Genomic DNA, 23260 nt, shown 5'->3' with positions numbered 1-23260 from the left:
TTGCGCGGCAGAGCCCGAATTGCTACCCCAAAACCGACGCCGGTTTAGCTCAGCTGGTAGAGCAACCGCCTTGTAAGCGGTAGGTCGCGTGTTCGATTCACGCAACCGGCACCAGACTCCTGCAGCGGTCCTCGGCGATCGAGCAATGGGTTCGCCGGGCGGCGCAGCGAATTGCGACAAATGCCTCTCAATACGCGCGCGATCGGCGGCCTGCCTGCGCCGAGGGCAAGCAAGGCCGCGCGCTGCCGTCAGGGCCGGCCGGTCTGAAGGCGGTCATAGCCCTTGGCGCGATAGACGAGGGTCGAGACGATCCAGCTCGCGAGGAAGATTCCCACGACGACATAGCCGAAATTGGCGAGATTGCCGTTGAGGTCACCGACGACGCCCCAGAAGCGGCCTTCGAGGCCGAGCTTGTCGCCGATCAGGCCGAGCGCCTCGAGGCCGCCGATGAACAGCGCGACGACGACCGAGGCGGCGGTGATGGTGAGGTTGTACCACAGCTTGCGGATCGGATTGACGAAGGCCCAGCCATAGGCGCGGGTCATCAGCACGCTGTCCGCGGTGTCCATGAGCGACATGCCCGCCGTGAACAGGGCAGGGAAGACCAGGATGGTCCAGAAGGACAGGCCTTGGGCGGCCTGCGTCGCGGAGATGCCGAGCAGGCCGATTTCGGTGGCGGTGTCGAAGCCGAGGCCGAACAGGAAGCCGATCGGATACATGTGCCAGGACCGGGCGACGACGCGGAACAGCGGGCGGAAGAGGCGGGCGAACAGGCCGCGGCCGGCCAGGAGCATGTCCAGATCCTCGTCGACGATCCTGCCGCCCCGGCGCACCCGCGAAAAGGCCGACCAGATGCCTTTGAGGATGAAGAGGTTGGCGATGCCGATGACCAGCAGGAACAGGGCCGAAACCAGCGTGCCGACGATGCCGCCGACCTCGTGGAACGATTCGAACGGGCCCTGCATGGCCGCCGCCGTCGCGGCGATGGCGACGGAGGCGAGCACGACGACGGTCGAATGTCCGAACGAGAAGAAGAAGCCGGCCGAATAGGGCTTCATGCCCTCCTGGATGAGCTTGCGCACGACATTGTCGATGGCGGCGATGTGATCGGCGTCGAAGGCGTGCCGGAGGCCGAACATATAGGCGAGGAAGGCGGTGCCGAGCAGCGCCGGGCGGTCGGCGAAAGCCGACCATGCCCACATCCACGCGCCGATATTGATGGCGACGAGGATGGCGAAAATCGTCACGGCCTTGGCCCTGGCCGCAGACGGCCGATCGTCGAATGGATTTACCCGCAATTGACTGCTCTCTTCTTGTGCGCGCCGGCATGCTGCCATGAAAGCGGGCAGCATGCGACCGTCAATCACGGAAAGGGCGTCGCGGCCATGGCAGCCGGGCTGGGCGGCGTTCGCATGCCGGCGGCCGCCGCTGCAGGAGAGGCATCAGGATATCGAAGCTCGACGTGCGATTTTGCAAATCGAACTTGTTGACAAAAAGACGCCGTGCCTGTTGGGAGGCACGGCGTCTGACTATATATCTCGCAACTGTCTTGCAGGCGGCGCCGAAGGGCGCTGTCATCTATAATTACGTACTCGCAATCGTTACCGATTGGCGATGGCTCCAATCATAAGCGAGGGTTGCAACAGGCCGATGTCACTTCCGTCGGTGTGCTGCGAGTGGAACCCGCGCCGGCTACAACCAGCCGTTGCCAAGGTTTATAAGACGGCGCGTCTCGCCGGGCAATGCGAAACGAGACGCTCCGGATTGAATTTTTTGTGATCGGCCGTGATCGAGATTTGGGCGAAATTGCGGCTGCGTGAGCTTGACGGCGGGCGCAGGCTGTTCCGTTCTTGGCGGGCCGGCATGCGGAACCTGGCGTAAAAAACGCTGCGACGCCGTTCTTGCGCGTCATGAGGGAATCGAACCTCGATCCACAAGCATTGCAAATAGACAACAAAGCGTTTATATACGAGACGGTATGTCTACAATATATTTAACCCTCAGATAGGAGTGCTCTCGTGGCCATTGCTCAGCAGACGGCCCGGCCCGTCGGACGGCCGCGGTGCATGGAAACCCACAAGTCTATTCTGTGCGCCGCCGCGGATCTTCTCGAATCGACGCCTTACCGGGACATTTCGGTGGAGCGCATCGCAGCCTCCGCCGGCGTGGGCAAGCAGACGATCTATCGCTGGTATGACAGCAAGGCCGACTTGCTGCTCGATGCCTTCCTCACCCGCTATACCGAGGCCTTGCCGCCCGTGGTGGTCGGCGGGGAGCCGCTGGCGAATTTCCGCGCCTACATGCATCGCCTGGCGGTCTACCTGCCGAGCCCGGTGATGGAGGGCGCCTACCGTGCATTGTTCGCCGAGGCGCAGTTCGAGCGGGCCTTCCGCCAGCGCTTCAGCGAGATCCTGCTGAAGAGGCGCCATGACATTGCCCGCGCCTTCATCATTTCGGCCATGCACAAGAAACAGATCCGCGAGGATGTCGATCCGGACCTGATCGTGGACATGATCCTGACGCCGATCCTGTTCAAGTTCCTCTCCACCGTCTCGCCGCCGGACCAGGGCTATGTCGATCGCGTGATGGATACGGTGCTTCAGGGCGTCGCCCTGAACGCTCCGGCCAAGCCCGAAATATCCAAGCCTGAGATCTCCAAGGCGGAACCATCCAAGGCCGAGTTCGCCGAGCCGGCCGCCGCCCAGGCCTAGGCCGGCACAGGCGCCCTGTCGGCCCGGTCACCGGTCCGAGGGATCGGCAGTGCCAGAATCATCCTGCCTGCGAGGGCAATGACGGCCGGAGGCCGCCATTGCCGACTTCCCGGCGCCGTCAGGCCCGCCGCTTCAGGTCCGGCGGCATCGCTTCGTCGACCAGCATGGCGATGGCGTCGTCGAGCGGCAGCGTCTGCTGCTGCTGCGAGCCGAGACGGCGTATCGAGACGGTCCGCTCCGCGCCTTCCTTCTTGCCGAGTGCGAAGATCACCGGCGTCTTGGTGAGCGAGTGCTCGCGCACCTTGTAGGAGATCTTCTCGTTGCGCAGATCGGATTCCACCCGCAGGCCCGCCTTGGTGAGGGCGGCGACGACTTCCTGCGCATAGGCGTCGGCTTCGCTGGTGATGGTGCAGACCATGACCTGCTCCGGCGCCAGCCAGAGCGGGAAATGCCCGGCATGGTTCTCGATGAGGATGCCGAGGAAGCGCTCCATCGAGCCGCAGATGGCGCGGTGGATCATCACCGGCGTCTTCTTCTCGCCGTCCGAATCGACGAAGAACGCACCGAAACGCTCGGGCAGGTTGAAGTCGACCTGCGTGGTGCCGCATTGCCAGTCCCGGCCGATGGCATCCTTGAGGGTGTATTCGAATTTCGGCCCGTAGAACGCGCCTTCGCCGGGGTTGATGCCGGTCTTGATGCGGCCGCCCGATTCCTCTTCGATCTGCTCGAGAACGCGTATCATCACCGCCTCGGCGCGATCCCACAGATCGTCCGAGCCGACGCGCTTGTCGGGCCTGGTCGACAGCTTCACGACGATCTCGTCAAAGCCGAAATCGGCATAGGTCGACAGGATGAGCTCGTTGATCTTCAGGCATTCGGCCGCCATCTGCGCATCGGTGCAGAAGATATGGGCGTCGTCCTGCGTGAAGCCGCGCACGCGCATCAGCCCGTGCAGCGCGCCCGAGGGCTCGTAACGGTGCACCGCGCCGAACTCGGCCAGACGCATCGGCAGGTCGCGATAGGACTTCAGGCCATGCTTGAAGATCTGGATATGCCCCGGGCAGTTCATCGGCTTGATGGCGAAGACGCGATCATCGTCGGTATCCTCGCCGGCCGACTTGGCCATGAACATGTTCTCGCGGTACCAGCCCCAGTGGCCCGAGATCTCCCACAGGGACTTGTCGAGCAGCTGCGGCGCGTTGACCTCCTTGTAGTCGGCCTTCAGGCGCCGGCGCATATAGGCGATGAGCTCCTGGAAGATCGTCCAGCCCTTGCCGTGCCAGAAGACGACGCCCGGTCCTTCCTCCTGGAAATGGAACAGGTCCATCTCCCGGCCGAGGCGGCGATGGTCGCGCTTCTCCGCTTCCTCGAGCTGCTTGAGATAGAGGTCGAGTTCCTCCTGGTTGCGCCAGGCGGTGGCGTAGATGCGCGTCAGCATCGGGTTGTTGCTGTCGCCGCGCCAATAGGCGCCGGCAACCTTCATCAGCTTGAAGGCGCTGCCGATCTGGCCGGTGGAGACCATGTGCGGCCCGCGGCATAGATCGAACCAGCCGTCCTGGTAATAGATCTTGAGGTCCTGGTCCGGCGGGATGGCGTCGACGAGTTCGACCTTGAAGCTCTCTCCCTTGTCCCGGAAGACCTGGCGAGCCTTGTCGCGGCTCCAGATCTCGCGCGTGAAGGGAGCATTGCGCGCGATGATCTCGCGCATCTTCGCTTCGATCTTCGGGAAATCCTCGGAAGAGAAGGGCTCGTTGCGGAAGAAATCGTAATAGAAGCCGTTCTCGATCACCGGACCGATGGTGACCTGCGTGCCGGGCCAGAGCGACTGCACGGCCTCGGCCATGACATGGGCGGCGTCGTGGCGAATCAGTTCGAGCGCCTCGGGGCTCTCGCGGGTGACGATCTCGATGCGGGCGTCGGCGCCGATCGGTTCGGCGAGGTCGGTCAGGACCCCGTCGATCTTCATCGCGAGGGCTTTCTTCGCCAGGGATTTGGAAATCCCCTCGGCGACGGCCTTGCCGGTGATGCCGGGCTCATAGGGACGCTGGACGCCGTCGGGGAAAGTCAGAACAGGCATATTCTTCTCCAGGCTCACTCCTGCCAACCAAGCAGGTAAGCGATTCGGTTCATTGCTGGTGCGGATCGGCCGTCGGCGCCGCCTCGCAGACGAAAGGCAGCCTCCGGCCGTAGCGCCACGGTTTATACCAGGCCGAATCCGGCGGCAATCGCTCGGGCACCGGATCGAGGCCCGAGCCGCCCCAAGGATGGCATCGGCAGATGCGGAAGAGCCCCATCCATGTGCCGGCCCACACGCCGTGGAGCCCGATCGCCTCGTCCGCATATTCCGAACAGCTCGGAAAATAGCGGCATTGCCGTCCGATCAGCGAGGACAGCGTGATCCGGTAGGTGCGGATCAGCAGGCGGGCGGCCAGACGCGGGAGGACCATGCTATTCCTGCAGCGCGATGTCGGTCTCGAAGGTCTCGACGATCTCGGCCATGCGGCGGACCTGGTCCAGCGCCGTCTGCAGCCTTTCTTCCAGTTCGATCATTTCGTTCAGCGAGGTCAGCGAGAATCGGGCGCCCCGGAGGAATTCGCTGCGCTTGAGCGAGACGCTGCGATCGCCGAAGACGGATTTGTAGGCGAGCACGAGTTCGTCCGGATAGCCCTTGAACAGGGCCGCCAGGTCCTTCTCGCTCTCGAGCCGGGTGGTGAGTTCGAACTTCTTCCCGCCGATCAGGCCCGATTTGACGGTCCGTCGCAAAATCATCTTCATAGATAGGTATCCGGCAGTCGCCGCCTCGTGAGCAATGCTCCACATTTGCCGAAAATCGGGCGAGTTCAAGGGCGGAGTTCGGCCTCTCCGCCACAATCGAGCCTTTGGTCAGGCTTCCTGCCCGGCGGCCTTGCTGCGCGCCTCGATCTGGTCGAGGGCGGATACCACGGCGTCGAAAGTCAGCAGGGTGGAAGCGTGGCGCGCCTTGAAGTCGCGCACGGGCTCCAGCACGGCGGCTTCGGCAAAGCGCCCTTCCGGCGGCGGGCCATTCTCCTTGAGCATGCGGCGCATGGTTTCACGCAAGGCGCGCAGTTCCTGCGCGTCCGCACCGATGATGTTGCGCGCCATAACGGAGGAGGAGGCCTGGCCGAGCGCACAGGCCTTGACGATATGGGCGAAATCCGAAACCTTGCCGCCTTCCATCGCCAGCTCGATCGAAACCGTCGAGCCGCAGAGTTTCGAATGAGCGGTGGCAGCGGCGTCTGCGTGCGGCAAATGGCCGATACGCGGAATATTCGCTGCCAATTCGAGGATGCGTTTATTATAGACGTCGTCGAGCATGATGGACGCTTGATTACGGGCGTTGCAATCTCACCTATATAGGCATGCGATGGGCGTTGGGGAGGGGCGAACCTCTTGTCCGGCGCAGATGATTGAATTTTGGCCGTTGTTGCTCCGGGGCGGGAACCCGGGCGGGGCGGATGGAGTCTCGTGATGGATTTCCTTGTGGACAAGCTTCCCGTCAAGCCGGAGCGGGATGACGCCGCGCGTACGCCCGTGGCCCAGCGGCCATCGCGCAAGGAGGCCGAGGCGGCGGTGCGGACGCTGATCCAGTGGGCGGGCGACGATCCGGACCGCGAGGGGCTGCTCGATACGCCGCGCCGCGTGGTCAAGGCCTGGCGCGAGATGTTCGGCGGCTATGACCAGGACGTGGCCGAGGAACTCGACACGGTGTTCGACGAGGTCGGCGGCTATGGCGACATCGTGCTGGTGCGCGACATCCCCTTCTATTCGCATTGCGAGCACCACATCGTGCCGATCCTGGGGCATGCCCATATCGGCTATTATCCGCGTGACGGCGTGGTCGGCCTGTCCAAGCTCGCCCGCGTGGTCGAGATCTATGCCCGCCGGCTGCAGACGCAGGAAAACCTCACCGCCAGCGTGGTGAAGGCGATCGAGGAGCATCTCAACCCCCGCGGCCTCGCCGTGATGATGGAGGCCGAGCATATGTGCATGGCCATGCGGGGCATCCAGAAGCAGGGCATCTCCACCGTGACCACCGGCTACACCGGCGTGTTCAAGGAGGATCCGCAGGAGCAGATGCGCTTCCTGACGATGGTGCGCCGGACCTACAACGCAAGATAGGCCGGTCTCGTCCTCGTGTCGCGGAATGCCCCCATGCCGATTTCCTTCGCGCCTCCCGGCGACAAGGCCGCCCTGGAAGAGGGCCTCGCCTTCACGCCGAAATTCGACCGTGACGGCCTGATCAACGTCGTCGCGGTCGGCGCCGCGCATGGCGAGGTGCTGATGGTGGCGCATATGAACGCCCAGTCCCTCGCCAGGACGCTGGAGACGGGGGAGGCCTGGTACTGGTCGCGCTCGCGCCAGGCGCTGTGGCGCAAGGGCGAGACCTCCGGCCAGCTCCAGCGCGTCGTCGAGATGCGCACCGATTGCGACCAGGACGCGCTCGTCATCCGGGTCGAGGTCGGCGGGGACGGCGGATGCTGCCACACCGGCCGCCATTCCTGCTTCTACCGGGTGGTGGCGGCGACGGATGGCTCGTCCGTGCGATTGGCAGCCGACGCCTGAGGGCCGCGTCCTTTCCGCTCCCCGTCGGGCTCTCTCACACCTCGTCCGTCTCGCCTATGCTGAATACGGCGAGGAAGCTGATGACGGCCGCGGCGGTGAGGTAATAGCCGACCCATGGCAGGCCGCCCCGTTCGAGCAGGAGCTGCGCCAGATAGGGCGCGAGGGACGCTCCGATGATGCCGCCGAGATTATAGGCGCTGGAAGCGCCGGTGTAGCGGACATGGGTGGGAAAGAGCGAGGGCAGCAGGGCGCCGAGCGGCGCGAAGGTCAGGCCCATCAAAGCCAGCGCCATCGACAGGAAGAGCTGCACCCCGAAGATGCTCTCGCCGCCGAGGAGCGGGGGCAGGGCGAAGCCGAACAGGGCGGCGAGGGCGCTCGACACCAGAAGGACCTTGCGCGTGCCGACACGGTCGGCGAGCGCCGCCGCGATCGGCGTCGCCACCGCCATGAACACCACGGCGAGGCACAGCATCCCCAGGAATTCCGTGCGCGGGATGTGCCGCGTGCCGACGCCATAGCCGAGGGCGAACACGGTGGAGATGTAGAAGAGGGCGTAGCAGACCACGATCGACAGCGAGCCCTGGATCAGCGGCAGCCAATGATGCCGGAGCACGTCGGCCAGCGGCACGCTCACGCGCTCGTTGCGGGCGACCGCCTGGCGGAACGCCGGTGTCTCGGTGATGGAGACGCGCAGATAGAGGCCGATGGCGACGAGGACAGCGCTGATCAGGAAGGGAATGCGCCAGCCCCAGGCGATGAAGCTCGCATCGTCCATGCCGAGAAGCAGCAGCAGGAACAGGCCGTTGGCCATGAAGAAGCCGAGCGCCGGCCCGATCTGCGGGAACATGCCGAACCAGGCGCGGCGCCCGCGCGGCGCATTCTCTGTGGCGAGCAGCGCCGCGCCGCCCCATTCGCCGCCGAGGCCGATGCCCTGGCCGAAGCGCAGGATGCACAGCAGCCAGGGCGCAAGCGCGCCGGCCTGCTGGTAGCCCGGCAGCAGGCCGATCAGCGTCGTCGACAGGCCCATCACCAGCATCGAGGCGACGAGCGTCGACTTGCGTCCTATGCGGTCGCCGAAATGGCCGAACAGGATGGAGCCGATCGGCCGCGCCAGGAAGGCGATGCCGAAGGTCAGGAACGCATTGAGCGCCTGGGATCCCGGCGCCGACTGGGGAAAGAAAGTCTGCCCGATGACGAGGGCGGCGGCCGTGCCGTAGATGTAGAAATCGTAGAATTCGATCGTGGTGCCGACCAGGCTCGCCAGCACGATGCGGCCGATGCCGATGTCTCCCGTCCGCGCGCCATCGCGCAGCGCCGCGGCGCCCCCCGCCTTTCCTGCCATCTCATTTTTCCTTGTCGTTCCCATCGGCCCCGAGTCGGACCTTATTCCGCGCCAACGGCACGGTCACTAACCGCGTGAGGGATCGACGGCAAGATGGCGCCGCGGGGCAGTGCGGGCGACTTTGTCAACAGCACGCAAAATCGCCGCTCCCGACACGCCCCGAGGCGTTAATACCGGCTGCGCGACAGGGAATCGCGAAATCGGCGTTTTTTCCTGGACAAGAGAACGCGCGGGCGGCGCCGGAGTTCCCGCTCGGCGGGCGCGAGCCCTCAAAAAACGTCACTTTGTCAACAAGCGCCGTTTTCCGTCTTTCAGAAGCCCGCGAACGCTCTTTCGTCGCCCTGCGACGTGGATTCGGCAAAAGACGCTTTTTCCGGCGGCCGAAATTCTATGCCTTGCCGGCGCCGGCGCCGGCGCTCTCGGGCGGGTAGGGCTCCTGCAGCGCGACGGCGCCGGTCTCCATCAGCGACTTCAGATTGGAGATGACCTTCGGCCAGCCGCCGGACACCGCTTCGATGAATTTCGAGGGTTCGCGCTCGATGGTGTGGGTGATGGAGAGCTTGACCGCGCCGCCGCTGGGCTCGAGCTCCATCGTGCATCGCGAGGGGCCTTCGATTTTGAGCTCCGGCTTGTTCTGGTGCTGCCAGCGGATGACCAGGCGCCGCGGGGGCTCGGCCTCGACGATCTCGCCGTCATCGAAGATAGCGCCGTCACCGGACATCAGCTGCCAGGACGATCCCGCCGTCCATTGGCTCTCGCAGCGCATGCCGAACCAATATTGTCTGGTGAAGGCCGCATCGGTCAGCGCCGACCACAGCTTCTCCGGCGTGGTGCGGATATAGGTCACATAGACAAAGGTCGATCTAGTCATCGTCTTTCTCCAGGCTTTGCTTCAGGGTTGAAAGCGCCTTGAGGCGCGGCTTTTCGAATTTGGCGATCCAGCGCTCATAGATCTCCTGCAGGGGCACCGGATTGAGGAAATGCAGCTTCTCGCGGCCGCGGCGCAGGGGGACGACGAGATTGGCCGCCTCCAGCAGATCGAGATGCTGCGTCACGCCCTGCCGCGTCATGTCGAGGTGCGCGCACAGCTCGGCGAGGGTGCGGCCGTCATGGGCGTGCAGCACGTCCAGCAGCTTGCGCCGGCTGGGATCGGCCAGGGCCTTGAACAGCAGGTCGGCAGGATCGGGATGTTCGGCCATGGGCAGCTTCATGCAAGTGATTGCTTGCATGAATATAGGCAAGTAAAGACTTGCATGTCAAGCCTCGCAGCAGCGGCCGGGGCCGTCTGGCTTCTTTGGAGAACGCTTAGCGGGCGATGACCTCGACGTCGCCGTCCTGCCCTGACTTCACGTCGAAATCCCGGGTGTAGACGCGGCCTTCATGGCGGGCGACGACGGTGTAGTTGCCCTCCGCCAGGATGAGCGAGGGGAAGGCGCCGATCGATTCGCGGATCACGTCGCCGCCGGGCGTGAGCACCGACCAGGCGGTATTGGCGATGGCCTCGCCCCCGGGCTGGCTGACCAGCTTCAGCGTCAGCGTCGCCGCCATCTCGTGGAAATTCGCCTCGGTCAGCTTGCCGGCCGTCACCGAGATCTCCGCCGACACCACGGCATTGGAATCGCCATAGGTGCATTCGACATTGTAGCGCCCTTCGGGCAGGCGCAGGATGTTGGTGGCCGAGACGCCCTCGGCGATCAGATGCCGCTCGCCGGTGCTCTGGATCAGCATCACCCGCGCGCTCAGCTGGGTCGGCGGAATCGGCCTGTCGCCGACCGATGCCTCCACCTTCAGGCCGCCGGCCTTGAGCACCAGCGTATCCGTCACCGCGCTCTGGGCGATGTCGACATGCTTGATGACGGCAGCCAGGCCATAGGCGGCATGCACGATATAGCTGCCCGGCGGCAGGGTGAAAGTCGGGGCAGGGGCGTCGGAATCGGCGACCCTGGTCACGTCCGTGCTGTCCGGCTGGGTGCGGAAGACCCGCCATTTGATCCCCGAGCGGATGCGCTCGCCCTTCTCGGTGAAGCTGGCCGAGAGGCTGAGGCGGCGCAGGGAGGCGGGATCGATGGCGGCGGGCGCCTGCTGCGGCGCGCCCGGCAGCGGCGCGTCCGCGGCCTTGCCGGACGGCGCCGCCCCGGCGTCGCGAGGCGCGTCCTCGGCCGCAGCCTGGGCGATCCCGGGTGCGGACAGGGGCGGCAGGAAAGCGAGGGCCAGCAAAGCGGGGAGAAAACGGGCGGGTATCATGGCGCCACGATCCATGGAAAGGCGGCTATTTCAAGCCTGATCTTCTGGGGATGGCGGAAAAGCGCAGGGCAGGGGGCTGGTAATCCGCGCCGTTCGACTCTAACCCAACGCTGCCGTCGCCTGCGATGGGGCGGCCCGCTCGCCGGAATTTTCGGGCCCACCAACGGATGGACCCGAAGATTGCTGCGTTCTTTCTAGAGTCTTGCGGAGATTCGCGGGCGTTCTCGCCCATGGCTCTCCGCCTAAGCCAAGGAAACCGTCCCGATGGAAGCCGTCGATCTCCTGAAGACCCGCCGTTCGGTCCCGCCCGCCCTCCTCACCGCCCCCGGCCCGGATGCCGCCCAGCTGCAGACGCTCCTCACCATCGCGACGCGGGTGCCCGACCACGGCAAGCTGCAGCCCTGGCGCTTCGTCATCTACCAGGGCGCGGCGCGGGAGAAGGCGAGCCGCATCGTGCTCGATGCCTTCCTGGCCGCCAATCCCGATGCCGACGAAGCGGCGCGCCGCAAGGAAGGGACGCGCTTCTCCCTGGCGCCGATGGTGATCGGCGTGGTGTCGACGGCGGCCAACCACGCCAAGATTCCGCTGTGGGAGCAGGAGCTCTCGGCCGGCGCGGTGTGCGAGAATCTGGTGATATCAGCCCATGCGCTCGGCTTCGCCGCGAGCTGGCTGACCGGCTGGATCGCCTACGACATCAAGGTGCTCGCCAGGCTCGGCATCGCCTCGCATGAGAAGCTCGCCGGCTTCGTGCATATCGGCACGCCGAAGGAGGCGGTGCCGGACCGGCCGCGCCCCAACCTGGCCGAGATCACCCATCATTTCAGCTGAATCCATGGTATTAAAATACCTATGATATAAGGCATTGTTTTTGAACGGGAATTTTTGCCTCTTCATGCAAATGTCGCGTTGACGCCTGCAGTGCTCTCGTGTAGAAGCGCGTCAACTCGGCAGTCGATGGCATTCATCGTCCAGCGGGTGCGGTCGCCAGCGGCCGTGCCCCGGCTGTCTGGTCGTTTTTTCAACCGTCGGATCGACAGCGCAACTTCAGGCGAGACCATGTCCACCTTTACGCTCAAGACCGCCGATATCGAGAAGAAATGGATCGTCATCGATGCGAAGGGCCTCGTCGTGGGCCGCCTTGCTTCGGTGATCGCCATGCGTCTGCGCGGCAAGCACAAGCCGACCTACACGCCCCATCTCGACTGCGGCGACAACGTGATTGTCATCAATGCGGAGCAGGTGGTGTTCACCGGCCGCAAGCGCAATCAGAAGGTCTATTATCACCACACCGGCCATCCGGGCGGTATCAAGGAACGGTCCGCCAAGTTCATCCTGGAAGGCCGTTTCCCCGAGCGCATCGTCGAGAAGGCGGTGGAGCGCATGGTGCCGCGCGGCCCGCTCGGCCGCAAGCAGATGCTCAACCTGCGCGTCTACAAGGGCGCCGAGCATCCGCACGAGGCCCAGCAGCCCGAGCCGCTCGACGTCGGCGCCATGAACGCCAAGAATGTGAAGGTCTGATCCGATGGCCGATACGCTCAATTCGCTCCAGTCGCTCGGCGACGCCGTGAGCGGTGCCGTCGAGGCACCCCGTCACGTCCAGAAGCTGGACGCCCATGGCCGCGCCTATGCGACCGGCAAGCGCAAGAACGCCATCGCGCGTGTCTGGATCAAGCCGGGCCCCGGCAAGATCATCGTCAACGACCGCGAGCTCGACGTCTATTTCGCCCGCCCGGTGCTGCGCATGCTGATCCAGCAGCCGCTCACCGTCGCCAACCGCACCGGCCAGTATGACGTCGTCGTCACGGTCGCCGGCGGCGGCCTCTCCGGCCAGGCCGGCGCGGTGCGCCACGGCATTTCCAAGGCTCTCACCTATTTCGAGCCGGAATTGCGCACGCCGCTGAAGAAGGAAGGCTTCCTCACCCGCGACAGCCGCGTCGTCGAGCGCAAGAAGTACGGCCGCGCCAAGGCCCGCCGCTCCTTCCAGTTCTCGAAGCGCTAAGTTCGCTTTCGGATCGACGAGACTTTACAAGGGGCCGGCTTTTGCCGGCCCCTTTCGTATGGGCTCGCCCCTCCCGGGTGCGCGGACGTCCCGTCCGCCCTGGAAACGTGACGCTCGAAGGTTGAAACGTTGCGCTTGGGGTTGGCAAGAGCGGGCGTCTCGCCCGCTCTGGAAACGCCGCGCTCGCCGATTGAGGCGTTGCACTTGGGGTCGGCAAGAGCGGGCGAGACGCCCGCGCTCCCAGGGAAGAGCGCCGAACCGGCGGCGACAGCGCGGGTGTGTCATCCCGGACGCGATGCGGCACGTCAGTGACGCATCGCAGATCCGGGATCGCGTGCAGAAGGAACCTCATCCTGCACGCGGTCCCGTGTCTGCACCGCACCCCTGCGGGGTGCCGTGCGCACGGGATGACGGTGATGGCTCTGCAGGCACGCGTCTTCATCGCCGCGCCCTGATCGGACCGGATTGTGCAAGGGAAGATCGGGGCGACGACGGCTGGTCTGGTGTCAGCCGTGGTGCAGTGTGTATCGGTGGTCGTGAGGAAGCGGGCCTCGCATGTTGTGCAAGGCCGCCGTCGCCCCTTTCCCGCCGGGCCGGGCGCGCCAACAGGCAACGCGCCGAAGCCCGGCTCTTTCCCATCGATCCGGATCAAGCCTTCGGCCTGAACCGGATTGCCGGACGGGAGGCATCGCCGGCGCCGGAGGGCACGGTTCCCTCCCTTGCCAGCCACGCCGGACAGGCCACACATCCCAACACGGCTTCCGGGCCAGGGAAGCCAGTCGGGACGCGCAAGCCTCACCCACGGAACGGCGGGACAGGGGCCTTGGCGGACGGCTTATGTCTTCGCCGCACCCCGCCGGCCGGGCAGCCGGGTCCCCGTGCTGCTGCGGCCGCGGACGCTGCGGGCCGGGTTTGCCGGCCGCCGGCGTCCGACAAGGCGATCCGGCCTGGACATGCCGCCATCCCATCCTTTCGGACGGTTCGGCGGGCGGCCGGCGTCTCTCCTGTCTCGCGCGGGATCGAGGGCAGGCCCGAAGGCGGCCCGATCCCGGCAGGTTCCTCATCGAGCCCCGTGTGCAGACCTGACGGCCGGGTGATCGCACACCCGGCGCTACCGGATGTCGGCGGTCCCGGCATCGCCCGTGAGAGCAATGGGGCGGTCTGCAGCGATCCCTCCCGGCGCCGGCCCCGTCCTTGGTTTCCAAGCCAGGACGAAATTGGACAAGCACCTCGATGCGGCTGGCGCGCCGCAGGCATAAACCGGGATCGGCCGGAGTGGGTGGAAGGCACGGGGCGGTATCGCGAACCTTGGCCCCGCCGCGCTTCGTTCCGAGGGAAAGTAGGCCATGGCGAAGGGAGGATGTCAAGGTTTGTGCTTGTTTTGTTCTTATCGACTGCGCTGCCTGATGGATCGCGTCAGGCGCTGCCAGCAGTCTGTTGGGAAGCTCTGCTCGCCCGATCCCCGTGTCCATGCCGAACGCGATCCATTGGCGCGGACGTCCCGCTCCATGCGCCGAGATGAAGCGCTTTTTGGCCTATACCGGTTCAGGATTGTCATTGCCGGGCTTGTCCCGGCAATCCAGCCGGGCCGCTTGCCTCATGCCGGACGAAGTCTGGATACCCGGGACAAGCCCGGGTATGACAAAAATGCGCCTCTTCCTCTTATCGCAGCGCATAGTGGCGGGACGCCCGCGCGGGCGATATACGAGTCGGTCAGCGACCAGTGTAGATGGCCGTAAGTCTGCCCGGCCGGCCTGTCGCCGTGCCATGGCCGCCTTCCTCCTCTCCGAAGCCGTGCGCGCCGCCGCCTTCACTGCCCGGGGCATGGCCGCCGCCTCTACCGGGCATCCTTCAATCTCCGTCGCGAGGGCAGCCGATATTGTCGCAGGCGTGCGAGACGACGCGCTTCAGCCAGCAACGCGAGGGCTTCCTCCGTGAAGTGCCTGGTGAACCCGTACGTCTTTGGCACCCAATCGAAGTCTCCCTTGAGCCACGCTTTGGTTTCTTCCGGCGCATGCTGCAGCAGCTCGGCATGCGCCGTCAGCGCCGCGAAGGTGAGGTCCCCAGGGTAATAGCGGCATTCGACAGTTGGATTGGTGCGCACAAAGACTGCGACCGGCTTTGCAAGCCATTTCAACCCGAATTTCTGGACAACCAACATGGTGACTTGGGTGCAGGTCAACCGTGACACAGGTACGACCCAGGCATCCGCCACCTGGCGAGTAAGGCCCGTTTCGAAAGGAGGATCGGCTAGAGCGAAATTGTTCAGACTGTAGAATATCCAGCATTAGAGAAGTAATTTCTGCATTCGGACGGGGAGAAGCGCGGGAGAGTTTTGGCGATTTCGTCCCAGAGATCGTGGATGGATCGGGTTGCAGCCGCGCGCAGGAGAGCTTTGAGCTTTGCGAAGAGGTTCTCGATCGGATTGAGATCGGGGGAGTAGGCGGGCAAGTAAAGCAGTTCCGCCCCTGCGGCCTCGATGGCTTGGCGCACACCCGGGACTTTGTGGCTGCTCAGATTGTCCATGATGACGATATCGCCGTAATTGAGGGTGGGAACGAGGATCTGCGCGACATAGGCCTTGAAGCAATCGCCGTTGACTGGGCCGTCGAGCACGCAGGGAGCTGTCAATCCCCCGCTGCGCAGAGCGCCAATGAAGGTCGTGGTTTTCCAATGGCCATGCGGCACGTAGTCGATCAGGCGCTGTCCGCGCTTGCACCTGCCGTAGTGGCGCGCCATCGCGGTCGAGGCCCAGGTCTCGTCAATGAAGACCAGACGCGAGGGCCTCAGCCAGATTTGGTTGCTGTGCCATTTGCGGCGAGCGGCCGCGACATCGGGGCGTTTTTGCTCGCTGGCGTGGATCGTCTTTTTTTATATGTCAGCCCAAGCCGCTTGAGCATATGCCACATCGGGGCATGGCTGATGCTGACCCCCAATTCTTCCTCCGCCCAGGCCCGCAGATCCGCGACACGCGCATCCGGATCAGCCGCGACCTTGGCCCGCAGAACCTCTTCATGCTTGGCAAGCTTGAGCGGAACATGATTGCGCTGGGGGCGGGCACTGACCTCCCCCGTCGCGCGCCGCCGCGCGGCCGCCTTGTAGATGTAGGACACACTCACCCTGAAGATTGGTGCGATTGTGCTCGCCGACATCCCGCTATCCAGCGCCCCAAGCACACGATCTCGCAAATCCTGCGAATAGGCTTCACCACGCTTCGTCATGCTTCATCTCCGGAATAGCCCGGAAACCTATGAATCACACTAAGCCATCCAGTGGAATCCCTTCCGATTCCACTCAGACAAATTCCGCTCTAGAATTTTGTTGCCACTCAGTTCACGCAGCGAGGCGCCTGACAGTTTGACGGTCTGCGGCAACATGGAGCCGAACACGACATTGTTGAATGTCCGGTACTCGGGCTCTGAACCATCAAACTTGCACATTCCTCTCCCCAATGCTCACGCCGTGACGGTGCGAGCGCGTCGACTGCACTCGCATCAAATGCAATATCTTCATAGTCAAGACGTTGCCTGAGCAGCTGTGATGTCCGCTGACGTTGCCGCGGTGGCCAACCCGAGAGGGAAAAAATAATTCTCGATAATTCCACGCACGTGTACTTCTCCTCCGTATGCCGCGTCGCGGAAATGATCGATGAAATACCGTCTCCACCATGCATCCTCGGCGCCGCCCAGAAGCACGCGGGAACCCCGCGGCAAACTGATTATAGTTACATTGAAATCAAAATGAAAAAATGCAGCTATCGACAAGGTATCATCAAAAATAATTATCGGAGTATTCAAGTTTGTAAGAGAAATACTGAGAAGATCGTCGTACGAAAAAGATTCACTTGCTACAGAATTGCAGATATTCCTGTCGCATGAGAACATATATATTTTTCCAGATAGATTTTTATTTATAAAATCCTCGACTGTATTTTGAATAGAAAAATTATTTATTTTGATTTGGCCGTGATCCGCCAGGTCAAAAGGAATCGCGATGTTTCTTCGATCCGATTTTGGTATCGCGAGATAAAGCTCATAATGATCCGGCCCAAACGTTAGTCTCAGGTCGAATAACATATGGAAATTCATCTCGTTTGAAATTTCTCTTGTCAACAAGATGGCGTTCTTCGAAGAGAAATGAGCCCTCGCATCCGCCCAAATCTCGTCATGCAGCAGTTCGTTTTCAACATGATCATAATAAAATTTCGACATATTTTAAATTCCGCTGTCGATGAACGCTACGAATATCTGAGGGTAAATATTACATCCGGCACCTGCGGAGATATATTACGTTTATTTACACGCGAATTGATGGGGAATATTCATTAGATTATTCGCCCGACGGCGGCCCGCCTTTTCTGTAAAAAATCGATGCTCACCGAGCTTTCGTGAATCCGCGAGCGGAATATACAATATCTGTGGTTAACGGAAAGCACCGTTTGCATCTCCGGTGCGTTCATAGTGCATTCATTCAACAATCCCCCGTACTTTACGTAGTCGCAATATCCAGCCTCTGGCTCGTGGCGTCGTTCCCGATAGGCCCTACGACGTCGCTCGCCGGGTAGCGGGCCGCCGACAGGGCTCTCGGCGGCTGTCGTCGCCCTTCCTCCTCCCGCGAAGCCCGCCGCGCGCGCACCCCATCCCGAATGTCGCAGGGGCGGCCACCTCGCTCCTGCTCGGCTATGCTGCGCGCGAAGCTTGTGATTCCCGAACCGAGGTTGTGCGTGGAAACGGTCGCTGTCGTCCTGACGCTGTTGCTTGCCGTGGTGGCGAGCGGGGCGCTCGCCCGGTTTTCGCCGACGCCGGTGCCGGTGCCGCTGGTGCAGATCGGGCTCGGCGCGGCGCTGTCGGCCATCGGCGATCTCGGCGTCGGGCTGCAGCCGGAGATCTTCTTCCTGCTCTTCCTGCCGCCGCTGCTGTTCCTCGACGGATGGCGCATCCCGAAGGACGGCCTGCTGCGCGACAAGGGGGTGATCCTGGAACTGGCGCTCGGCCTGGTGTTCTTCACCGTGCTGGGGCTCGGCTTCTTCATGGACTGGCTGATCCCCGGCATGCCGCTGGCGGTGGCCTTCGCCCTGGCCGCGATCCTGTCGCCGACCGATCCGATCGCCGTGTCGGCCATCGCGGCGCGGGTGCCGATCCCCAAGCGGCTGATGCATATCCTCGAAGGCGAATCGCTGCTCAACGACGCCTCCGGCCTCGTCTGCATGCGCTTCGCCGTCGCCGCCGCGATGACCGGGACCTTCTCGCCCGTCGAGGCGGTGGGGACCTTCGTGTGGGTGGCGCTCGGCGGCGTCGCCACCGGCGTCGCCGTCACCACGGCGACCACGCTTGCCAAGAACTGGGTGTCGCGCCGGGTCGGCGAGGAGACGGGATCGCAGATCCTGATCAGCCTGCTCATCCCCTTCGGCGCCTATCTGATCGCCGAGAAGCTGCATTGCTCGGGCATTTTGGCGGCGGTCGCGGCGGGGATCTCGATGAGCTATGCCGAGCAGACCGGGCAGGCGCTGGCGGTGACGCGCGTGCGGCGGGCCGCCGTGTGGGACACCGTGCAGTTCGCGGCGAACGGCGTCATCTTCGTCCTGCTGGGCGAGCAGCTGCCGGGGATCGTGTCGCGCGCCGCCGAGGTGGTGCACGATACCGGCCATCACGAGCCGGTCTGGCTGGTGCTCTATGTCGTCGTCATCAGCCTGGCGCTGGCGCTGCTGCGCTTCGTCTGGGGGTGGACCTCGCTGCAGTTCACGCTGTTCCGCGCCGCGCGGCGCGGGCGGAAGGTCTTCGTGCCCGGCTGGCGGCTGGTGGCGGCCACCTCGCTCGCCGGCGTGCGCGGCGCGGTGACGCTGGCGGGCATCCTGACCCTGCCGCTCACGCTGCCGGACGGCTCGCCCTTCCCGGGGCGCGACCTTGCCATCTTTCTCGCCGCGGGCGTGATCATCGTCTCGCTGGCGGCGGCGAGCGTGGGGTTGCCGCGCCTGCTGAAAGGCGTCGAGCTGCCGCCGGAGCCGTCGCATCAGGAGGAGGAGGACCGGGCGCGCATCGCCGCCGCGCAGGCGGCGATCAACGCCATCGAGCAGGCCCAGCACGACATCAGCGAAGGCAAGATCGACGCGGACATCTATGCGGACATCGCCGCCCGGGTGATGGAGGCCTATCGCGTGCGCATCGACGGACGTTCGAAGAGCGGCGACGAGGCCGCCCTCATGCGCAAGGCCGAACGGATCGAGCGCGAGCTGCGCCTCGCCGGCCTGCGGGCCGAACGGGCCGAGCTCTACCGGCTGGCCCGCAGCCACCATCTCGGCCAGGATAGGCTCCGCACGCTCATCCGCGAGGTCGACCTGCTGGAGGCGAGGCTGACCAGCGTTTGAACCGCTTGGCCATGACAGGAGACCGCCGATGATCGAGGGCATCGACCATTTCGTGCTGACGGTGCGCTCGCTGGAGGTGAGCTGCGCCTTCTACGAGCGCGTGCTCGGCTTCCGGCGCATCGTGGCGCCCGGCCGCCCGACGGCGCTCGCCTTCGGCAGCCAGAAGATCAACCTGCACGAGGCCGGCCACAGCTTCGAGCCGAAGGCGGCGGCGCCGACGCCGGGGGCAGGGGATTTCTGCCTCGTCACCGGCCGGCCGATCGCCGAGGTCGAGGCGCATCTGCAGGCCTGCGGCGTGGCGATCGAGCTTGGCCCGGTGACGCGCGAGGGCGCGCGGGGCGCGATGATCTCGGTTTATTTCCGCGACCCCGACGGCAATCTGGTGGAAGTGAGCCGGTATCGGGAGGAATGAGCAGGCTTGTTCCTGGTGCAGCCCCTCATCCTTACCCCGAGCATTTCCGCAGGAAATGCGGAGTCCCCGTGAGAACGGGGAGAAGGGGCGGCCGGTGTTGAGTTTCGAAAGGCCCGGGCGAGATGGCGCCGCCGATAGCCAGCCGCGACGCCGATGTCCCCTCTCCCCGCTTGCGGGGAGAGGATAAAGGTGGGGGGCTGCTTCGCGGAGCCGGCAAGACTATCCCAGCAAGAACTTCGCCGCCTGCGCATTTCCTTCGTCATCCGTTCGCCGTAAAGGGTTGATCGAGCAACACGCTGGGAGAGATCCATGGCCGGCCCGACCACAGACAGACTGCGCCCGCGCCCGACCGACAATGCCGTCTTCGGCAAGGAGATCCTGGGCGGCGCGACCGAGCCGACCTATGGCGGCGTGCTGTCCTTCATGCGCCGCCGCTTCTCGCGCGACCTCGACGGCATCGACGTGGTGGTGTGGGGCATTCCCTTCGACGCCGCCGTCTCCAACCGCCCGGGCGCCCGCTTCGGGCCGCAGGGCGTGCGCCGGGCCTCGGCGATCTTCGACGGCGATCCGCAATATCCGTTCCAGGCCGATCCGTTCGAGCACCTCGCCGTGGTCGACTATGGCGACTGCTCCTTCGACTATGCCCGCCATGACGAGATACCCGCGGCGATCGAGGCGCAGGCGCGCGACATCCTGGAGGCCGGGCCGCTGCTGTGCTCGATCGGCGGCGACCATTACGTCACCTGGCCGCTGCTGCGGGCGCATGCGGCCCTTCACGGCCCGATGGCGCTGGTGCATTTCGACGCCCATCAGGACACCTGGCATGACGACGAGGGGCGCATCGACCACGGCTCCTTCGTGGCGCGCGCCGTGCGCGAGGGCATCATCCGGCCCGAGCGCTCGATCCAGATCGGCATCCGCACCCATGCGCCGGAGGATTGCGGCATCGAGATCCTCTATGGCGAGGACCTCGAAACCCTGTCGGTGGCCGAGGTGGTGGAGCGGATCCGCGCCCGCGTCGGCGATGCCAAGGCCTATATCACCTTCGACATCGACTGCCTCGACCCGGCCTTCGCACCCGGCACCGGCACCCCGGTCGCCGGCGGGCCGTCCTCGCGCCAGGCGCTGATGATCCTGCGCCGCCTCGGCTTCCTCGACATCGCCGGCTGCGATCTCGTCGAGGTCGCGCCGGCCTATGACCATGCCGACATCACCTCGATCGCGGGCGCGACTGTGGTTCAGCACTATCTGGGCTTGATCGCGGAGCGGAAGCAGGGCAAATCCGGGGCATGAACACGCCATCGAACATCGCCCCGCCGAAGAATGCCCTCACCTATGCCGATGCCGGCGTCGACATCGACGCGGGCAACGCCATGGTGGAGGCGATCAAGCCGCTGGTGCGGGCCACCCGCCGCGTCGGCGCCGATGCCGAGATCGGCGGCTTCGGCGGGCTGTTCGACCTCAAGGCCTGCGGCTTCAGGGATCCGGTGCTGGTCGCCGCCAATGACGGCGTCGGCACCAAGCTCAAGGTCGCCATCGAGACCGGCATCCACGACACCGTCGGCATCGACCTCGTGGCGATGTCGGTGAACGACCTCGTGGTGCAGGGCGCCGAGCCGCTGTTCTTCCTCGATTATTTCGCCACCGGCAAGCTCGCGCCGGGGCAGGGCGTCGCCATCGTCAAGGGCATCGCCGAGGGCTGCAGGGATGCGGGCTGCGCCCTGATCGGCGGCGAGACGGCCGAGATGCCCGGCATGTATGCCGATGGCGACTACGACCTCGCGGGCTTTGCGGTCGGCGCGGTGGAGCGCGACGCCATCCTGCCGCGGCGCACCGTTGCGGCCGGCGACGTCATCCTCGGCCTCGCCTCCTCGGGCGTGCATTCCAACGGCTATTCGCTGGTGCGCCGTATCGTCGGCCTCTCCGGCCTCGCCTGGGATGCGCCGGCCCCGTTCGCGTCCGGACGCAGCCTCGGCGAGGCGCTGCTGACGCCGACGAAGATCTATGTGAAGCCGCTGCTCGCCGCCCTCAAGGCCACCGGCACCGCCATCAAGGCGCTCGCCCATATCACCGGCGGCGGCTTTCCCGACAATATTCCGCGCGTGCTGCCGGAGGGGACGGGCGCCGCCATCGATCTCGACGCGGTATCGCCGCCGCCGGTGTTCGGCTGGCTGGCGCGCACCGGCGGCGTCGAGGCCAACGAGATGCTGCGCACCTTCAATTGCGGCATCGGCATGATCGTGGTGGTCGGGCCCGACGAGGCCTCGCTGGTCGAGGCCGCCCTGGCCGAGACGGGCCTGCCCGCCATCCGGCTCGGCACGATCGTGCCGCAGCAGGGCGCCGAGCGCGTCACCTATCGCGGCTCCCTCGCGCTATGAGGGGGCGCAAGCGCGTCGCCATCCTGATTTCCGGGCGCGGCTCCAACATGACGGCGCTCATCGAGTCCGCGAGGAAACCCGCCTATCCCGCGGAGATCGCTGTCGTTCTCTCCAATCGTCCCGGCGCGCCCGGCCTGTTGCGCGCCCGGGAGGCCGGCATCGCCGCCGAGGCGATCGACCACAAGGCCTTCGCCAGCCGCTCGGATTTCGAGGCGGCGCTCGAGGCGCGGCTGGAGGAGCACGTCGTCGACGTCGTGGCGCTCGCCGGCTTCATGCGGCTGATGACGGCGGCCTTCGTCGACCGCTGGGCCGGCCGCATGATCAACATCCATCCGGCGCTGCTGCCGTCCTTTCCCGGCCTGGCGACGCATGAGCGGGCGCTGGAGGCCGGCGTGCGCGTGCATGGCTGCACGGTGCATTATGTCACGCCCGGCATGGACGAGGGCCCGATCATCGCGCAGGCCGTGGTGCCGGTGCTGGCGGGCGACAGCGCCGCCGACCTCGGCGCCCGCGTGCTGCGGGCCGAGCACAGGCTCTATCCGGCGGCACTGGCGCGCGTCGTGCGCGGCGAGGCGCCGATCGTGAGCGGCCGCGTCGAGATCGGCCGGGAGGATCTGGTCTATTGCGACTGACGGCGGCGCCCTCGCGATCCGGCCCGGCAGGCCGCCTTCGGGAGCAGGCTTGTTGAGGCGGCGGCCGGAACAGGCCCGACCCGACGCGCGGCGCCTGCGCGGCCCCGCCGCCCTGCGGTTCATTGGCATCGTCTGCATGGCGATCGGCCTTGGCGGTGTGGTCGCCTGCGGCCTGTCGATCCATGCGGAAACGAGCAGCCCGCGCACGGCGGAGGCGACCGGCAGCATCGTCGACGTCAATCACTATCCGGTCGTCCAGTTCGCGACCAGGGACGGCAATATCGTCCGCTTCACCAATTTCACGCAGGCCTCGCCCTGGCATGCCGGCGATGCCGTGACCGTCCTCTACGATCCCGCCGACCCGCAGGACGCGGCGATCGGCGGCTTCGCCGGACGCTGGTTCATCGCCACCCTGGAGGGGACGCTGGGCGGGCTCTTCCTCCTGCTGGGCCTCCTGTTCGCCGTGACGGGACGCTCGGCTCCCGCAGCGCAGGAGGCGGCGCCGAAGCGCCGGTGAGGCCGGCCATCCCCTGAAGCATTTTCCAGAAAAGCCGGCTTTTCGACCCAAAAAATACGCCAAGACAACGGATCTAG

General features: G+C 65.1%; 24 protein-coding genes and 1 tRNA gene. 13 read left to right on the top strand and 12 right to left on the bottom strand.

Features of this window, described 5'->3' with window-relative positions:
- Nucleotides 1-38 precede the first annotated feature (38 nt).
- Nucleotides 39-114 (top strand) — tRNA-Thr (locus J3R73_RS24335).
- 134 nt (nt 115-248) lie between these two features.
- Here J3R73_RS24335 and J3R73_RS24330 read toward each other — a convergent pair.
- Nucleotides 249-1298: a HoxN/HupN/NixA family nickel/cobalt transporter gene (locus J3R73_RS24330; RefSeq protein WP_307433348.1), complete on the bottom strand. Its 1050-nt coding sequence runs from the start codon at nt 1296-1298 to the stop codon at nt 249-251.
- A 720-nt stretch (nt 1299-2018) separates the two neighbouring features.
- Here J3R73_RS24330 and J3R73_RS24325 point away from each other — a divergent pair.
- Complete coding sequence (locus J3R73_RS24325) at nt 2019-2711, top strand: TetR/AcrR family transcriptional regulator (protein ID WP_307433344.1); 693 nt, start codon at nt 2019-2021, stop codon at nt 2709-2711.
- A 118-nt stretch (nt 2712-2829) separates the two neighbouring features.
- Here J3R73_RS24325 and thrS read toward each other — a convergent pair whose 3' ends face one another.
- The 4 genes from thrS to J3R73_RS24305 form a co-directional block, all read right to left on the bottom strand.
- Nucleotides 2830-4788, bottom strand: coding sequence for a threonine--tRNA ligase (gene thrS, locus J3R73_RS24320; RefSeq protein WP_307433340.1), 1959 nt, complete (start codon nt 4786-4788; stop codon nt 2830-2832).
- Nucleotides 4789-4837: 49 nt separating this feature from the next.
- Nucleotides 4838-5158: a membrane protein insertion efficiency factor YidD gene (yidD, locus tag J3R73_RS24315; protein WP_307433337.1), complete on the bottom strand. Its 321-nt coding sequence runs from the start codon at nt 5156-5158 to the stop codon at nt 4838-4840.
- Nucleotide 5159: 1 nt separating this feature from the next.
- On the bottom strand, nt 5160-5486 hold the full coding sequence (locus tag J3R73_RS24310; protein ID WP_307433335.1) for a hypothetical protein: 327 nt from the start codon (nt 5484-5486) through the stop codon (nt 5160-5162).
- A 108-nt stretch (nt 5487-5594) separates the two neighbouring features.
- Nucleotides 5595-6047, bottom strand: coding sequence for an iron-sulfur cluster assembly scaffold protein (locus tag J3R73_RS24305; protein WP_307433333.1), 453 nt, complete (start codon nt 6045-6047; stop codon nt 5595-5597).
- Nucleotides 6048-6200: 153 nt separating this feature from the next.
- Between J3R73_RS24305 and folE the strand changes: the two genes are divergently transcribed.
- Nucleotides 6201-6851, top strand: a complete 651-nt coding sequence (gene folE, locus J3R73_RS24300; protein ID WP_307433331.1) for a GTP cyclohydrolase I FolE — start codon at nt 6201-6203, stop codon at nt 6849-6851.
- A 33-nt stretch (nt 6852-6884) separates the two neighbouring features.
- Complete coding sequence (gene hisI, locus J3R73_RS24295) at nt 6885-7295, top strand: phosphoribosyl-AMP cyclohydrolase (protein ID WP_307433328.1); 411 nt, start codon at nt 6885-6887, stop codon at nt 7293-7295.
- A 34-nt stretch (nt 7296-7329) separates the two neighbouring features.
- On the opposite strand, the gene J3R73_RS24290 is transcribed toward hisI, so the two are convergent.
- From J3R73_RS24290 to J3R73_RS24275, 4 genes are all read right to left on the bottom strand, one after another.
- Complete coding sequence (locus tag J3R73_RS24290; RefSeq protein WP_307433325.1) at nt 7330-8637, bottom strand: MFS transporter; 1308 nt, start codon at nt 8635-8637, stop codon at nt 7330-7332.
- A 388-nt stretch (nt 8638-9025) separates the two neighbouring features.
- Entirely contained in the window at nt 9026-9508 is a 483-nt protein-coding gene (locus J3R73_RS24285) for an SRPBCC family protein (protein WP_307433322.1), read from the bottom strand.
- A complete protein-coding gene (locus tag J3R73_RS24280; RefSeq protein WP_307433320.1) occupies nt 9501-9848 on the bottom strand; it encodes an ArsR/SmtB family transcription factor in 348 nt (115 codons plus the stop codon). The genes J3R73_RS24285 and J3R73_RS24280 overlap by 8 nt, the downstream gene beginning before the upstream one ends.
- Nucleotides 9849-9942: 94 nt before the next feature.
- Nucleotides 9943-10881, bottom strand: a complete 939-nt coding sequence (locus J3R73_RS24275; RefSeq protein WP_307433317.1) for an RgsD C-terminal domain-containing protein — start codon at nt 10879-10881, stop codon at nt 9943-9945.
- 264 nt (nt 10882-11145) lie between these two features.
- Between J3R73_RS24275 and J3R73_RS24270 the strand changes: the two genes are divergently transcribed.
- The 3 genes from J3R73_RS24270 to rpsI all read left to right on the top strand — a co-directional run bounded on the left by J3R73_RS24270 (nt 11146) and on the right by rpsI (nt 12880).
- Entirely contained in the window at nt 11146-11709 is a 564-nt protein-coding gene (locus J3R73_RS24270; RefSeq protein ID WP_307433314.1) for a nitroreductase family protein, read from the top strand.
- A gap of 228 nt (nt 11710-11937) precedes the next feature.
- Nucleotides 11938-12399 (top strand): 50S ribosomal protein L13, encoded by a 462-nt coding sequence (gene rplM / locus J3R73_RS24265; RefSeq protein WP_307433311.1) that lies wholly within the window; start codon nt 11938-11940, stop codon nt 12397-12399.
- Between the two features lie 4 nt (nt 12400-12403).
- Nucleotides 12404-12880: a 30S ribosomal protein S9 gene (rpsI, locus tag J3R73_RS24260; protein ID WP_307433308.1), complete on the top strand. Its 477-nt coding sequence runs from the start codon at nt 12404-12406 to the stop codon at nt 12878-12880.
- 1837 nt (nt 12881-14717) lie between these two features.
- Here the strand turns inward: rpsI and J3R73_RS24255 are convergent.
- From J3R73_RS24255 to J3R73_RS24245, 3 genes are all read right to left on the bottom strand, one after another.
- Nucleotides 14718-15149: a contact-dependent growth inhibition system immunity protein gene (locus J3R73_RS24255; RefSeq protein ID WP_307437659.1), complete on the bottom strand. Its 432-nt coding sequence runs from the start codon at nt 15147-15149 to the stop codon at nt 14718-14720.
- Nucleotides 15146-16101, bottom strand: a protein-coding gene (locus J3R73_RS24250; protein ID WP_370879838.1) for an IS630 family transposase whose coding sequence is annotated in 2 segments (ribosomal slippage) — nt 15146-15753 and nt 15753-16101 — 957 coding nt in all. Because the reading frame shifts where the segments join, the coding sequence is not laid out codon by codon here. Before J3R73_RS24250 ends, J3R73_RS24255 begins: the two co-directional genes overlap by 4 nt.
- Before the next feature lie 294 nt (nt 16102-16395).
- Nucleotides 16396-17091, bottom strand: a complete 696-nt coding sequence (locus J3R73_RS24245; RefSeq protein WP_307433303.1) for a hypothetical protein — start codon at nt 17089-17091, stop codon at nt 16396-16398.
- Nucleotides 17092-17603: 512 nt separating this feature from the next.
- Between J3R73_RS24245 and J3R73_RS24240 the strand changes: the two genes are divergently transcribed.
- From J3R73_RS24240 to J3R73_RS24215, 6 genes are all read left to right on the top strand, one after another.
- Entirely contained in the window at nt 17604-19244 is a 1641-nt protein-coding gene (locus J3R73_RS24240; RefSeq protein WP_307433301.1) for a Na+/H+ antiporter, read from the top strand.
- A 28-nt stretch (nt 19245-19272) separates the two neighbouring features.
- Nucleotides 19273-19656, top strand: coding sequence for a VOC family protein (locus tag J3R73_RS24235; RefSeq protein WP_307433297.1), 384 nt, complete (start codon nt 19273-19275; stop codon nt 19654-19656).
- Nucleotides 19657-19965: 309 nt separating this feature from the next.
- Nucleotides 19966-20949 (top strand): agmatinase, encoded by a 984-nt coding sequence (speB, locus tag J3R73_RS24230; protein WP_307433293.1) that lies wholly within the window; start codon nt 19966-19968, stop codon nt 20947-20949.
- Entirely contained in the window at nt 20946-22034 is a 1089-nt protein-coding gene (purM, locus tag J3R73_RS24225) for a phosphoribosylformylglycinamidine cyclo-ligase (protein WP_307433290.1), read from the top strand. Before speB ends, purM begins: the two co-directional genes overlap by 4 nt.
- Nucleotides 22031-22666 carry a phosphoribosylglycinamide formyltransferase gene (purN, locus tag J3R73_RS24220; RefSeq protein ID WP_307433287.1) on the top strand — a complete coding sequence of 212 codons (636 nt, stop codon included), beginning with the start codon at nt 22031-22033 and terminating at the stop codon, nt 22664-22666. Before purM ends, purN begins: the two co-directional genes overlap by 4 nt.
- Before the next feature lie 136 nt (nt 22667-22802).
- Nucleotides 22803-23183, top strand: coding sequence for a DUF3592 domain-containing protein (locus J3R73_RS24215; RefSeq protein ID WP_442358287.1), 381 nt, complete (start codon nt 22803-22805; stop codon nt 23181-23183).
- Nucleotides 23184-23260 lie beyond the last annotated feature (77 nt).

It is taken from the genome of Labrys monachus (assembly GCF_030814655.1).
Classification (GTDB): domain Bacteria; phylum Pseudomonadota; class Alphaproteobacteria; order Rhizobiales; family Labraceae; genus Labrys; species Labrys monacha.
This window is presented reverse-complemented; position numbering and strand designations above follow the sequence as displayed.

Bases quoted from the DNA above. Each gene is read 5' to 3' on its own strand.
- thrS (WP_307433340.1), bottom strand. From the start codon at position 4,788: ATGCCTGTTCTGACTTTCCCCGACGGCGTCCAGCGTCCCTATGAGCCC.
- yidD (WP_307433337.1), bottom strand. From the start codon at position 5,158: ATGGTCCTCCCGCGTCTGGCCGCCCGCCTGCTGATCCGCACCTACCGG.
- J3R73_RS24310 (WP_307433335.1), bottom strand. From the start codon at position 5,486: ATGAAGATGATTTTGCGACGGACCGTCAAATCGGGCCTGATCGGCGGG.
- J3R73_RS24305 (WP_307433333.1), bottom strand. From the start codon at position 6,047: ATGCTCGACGACGTCTATAATAAACGCATCCTCGAATTGGCAGCGAAT.
- folE (WP_307433331.1), top strand. From the start codon at position 6,201: ATGGATTTCCTTGTGGACAAGCTTCCCGTCAAGCCGGAGCGGGATGAC.
- hisI (WP_307433328.1), top strand. From the start codon at position 6,885: ATGCCGATTTCCTTCGCGCCTCCCGGCGACAAGGCCGCCCTGGAAGAG.
- J3R73_RS24290 (WP_307433325.1), bottom strand. From the start codon at position 8,637: ATGGCAGGAAAGGCGGGGGGCGCCGCGGCGCTGCGCGATGGCGCGCGG.
- J3R73_RS24285 (WP_307433322.1), bottom strand. From the start codon at position 9,508: ATGACTAGATCGACCTTTGTCTATGTGACCTATATCCGCACCACGCCG.
- J3R73_RS24280 (WP_307433320.1), bottom strand. From the start codon at position 9,848: ATGAAGCTGCCCATGGCCGAACATCCCGATCCTGCCGACCTGCTGTTC.
- J3R73_RS24275 (WP_307433317.1), bottom strand. From the start codon at position 10,881: ATGATACCCGCCCGTTTTCTCCCCGCTTTGCTGGCCCTCGCTTTCCTG.
- J3R73_RS24270 (WP_307433314.1), top strand. From the start codon at position 11,146: ATGGAAGCCGTCGATCTCCTGAAGACCCGCCGTTCGGTCCCGCCCGCC.
- rplM (WP_307433311.1), top strand. From the start codon at position 11,938: ATGTCCACCTTTACGCTCAAGACCGCCGATATCGAGAAGAAATGGATC.
- rpsI (WP_307433308.1), top strand. From the start codon at position 12,404: ATGGCCGATACGCTCAATTCGCTCCAGTCGCTCGGCGACGCCGTGAGC.
- J3R73_RS24245 (WP_307433303.1), bottom strand. From the start codon at position 17,091: ATGTCGAAATTTTATTATGATCATGTTGAAAACGAACTGCTGCATGAC.
- J3R73_RS24235 (WP_307433297.1), top strand. From the start codon at position 19,273: ATGATCGAGGGCATCGACCATTTCGTGCTGACGGTGCGCTCGCTGGAG.
- speB (WP_307433293.1), top strand. From the start codon at position 19,966: ATGGCCGGCCCGACCACAGACAGACTGCGCCCGCGCCCGACCGACAAT.
- purM (WP_307433290.1), top strand. From the start codon at position 20,946: ATGAACACGCCATCGAACATCGCCCCGCCGAAGAATGCCCTCACCTAT.
- purN (WP_307433287.1), top strand. From the start codon at position 22,031: ATGAGGGGGCGCAAGCGCGTCGCCATCCTGATTTCCGGGCGCGGCTCC.
- J3R73_RS24215 (WP_442358287.1), top strand. From the start codon at position 22,803: ATGGCGATCGGCCTTGGCGGTGTGGTCGCCTGCGGCCTGTCGATCCAT.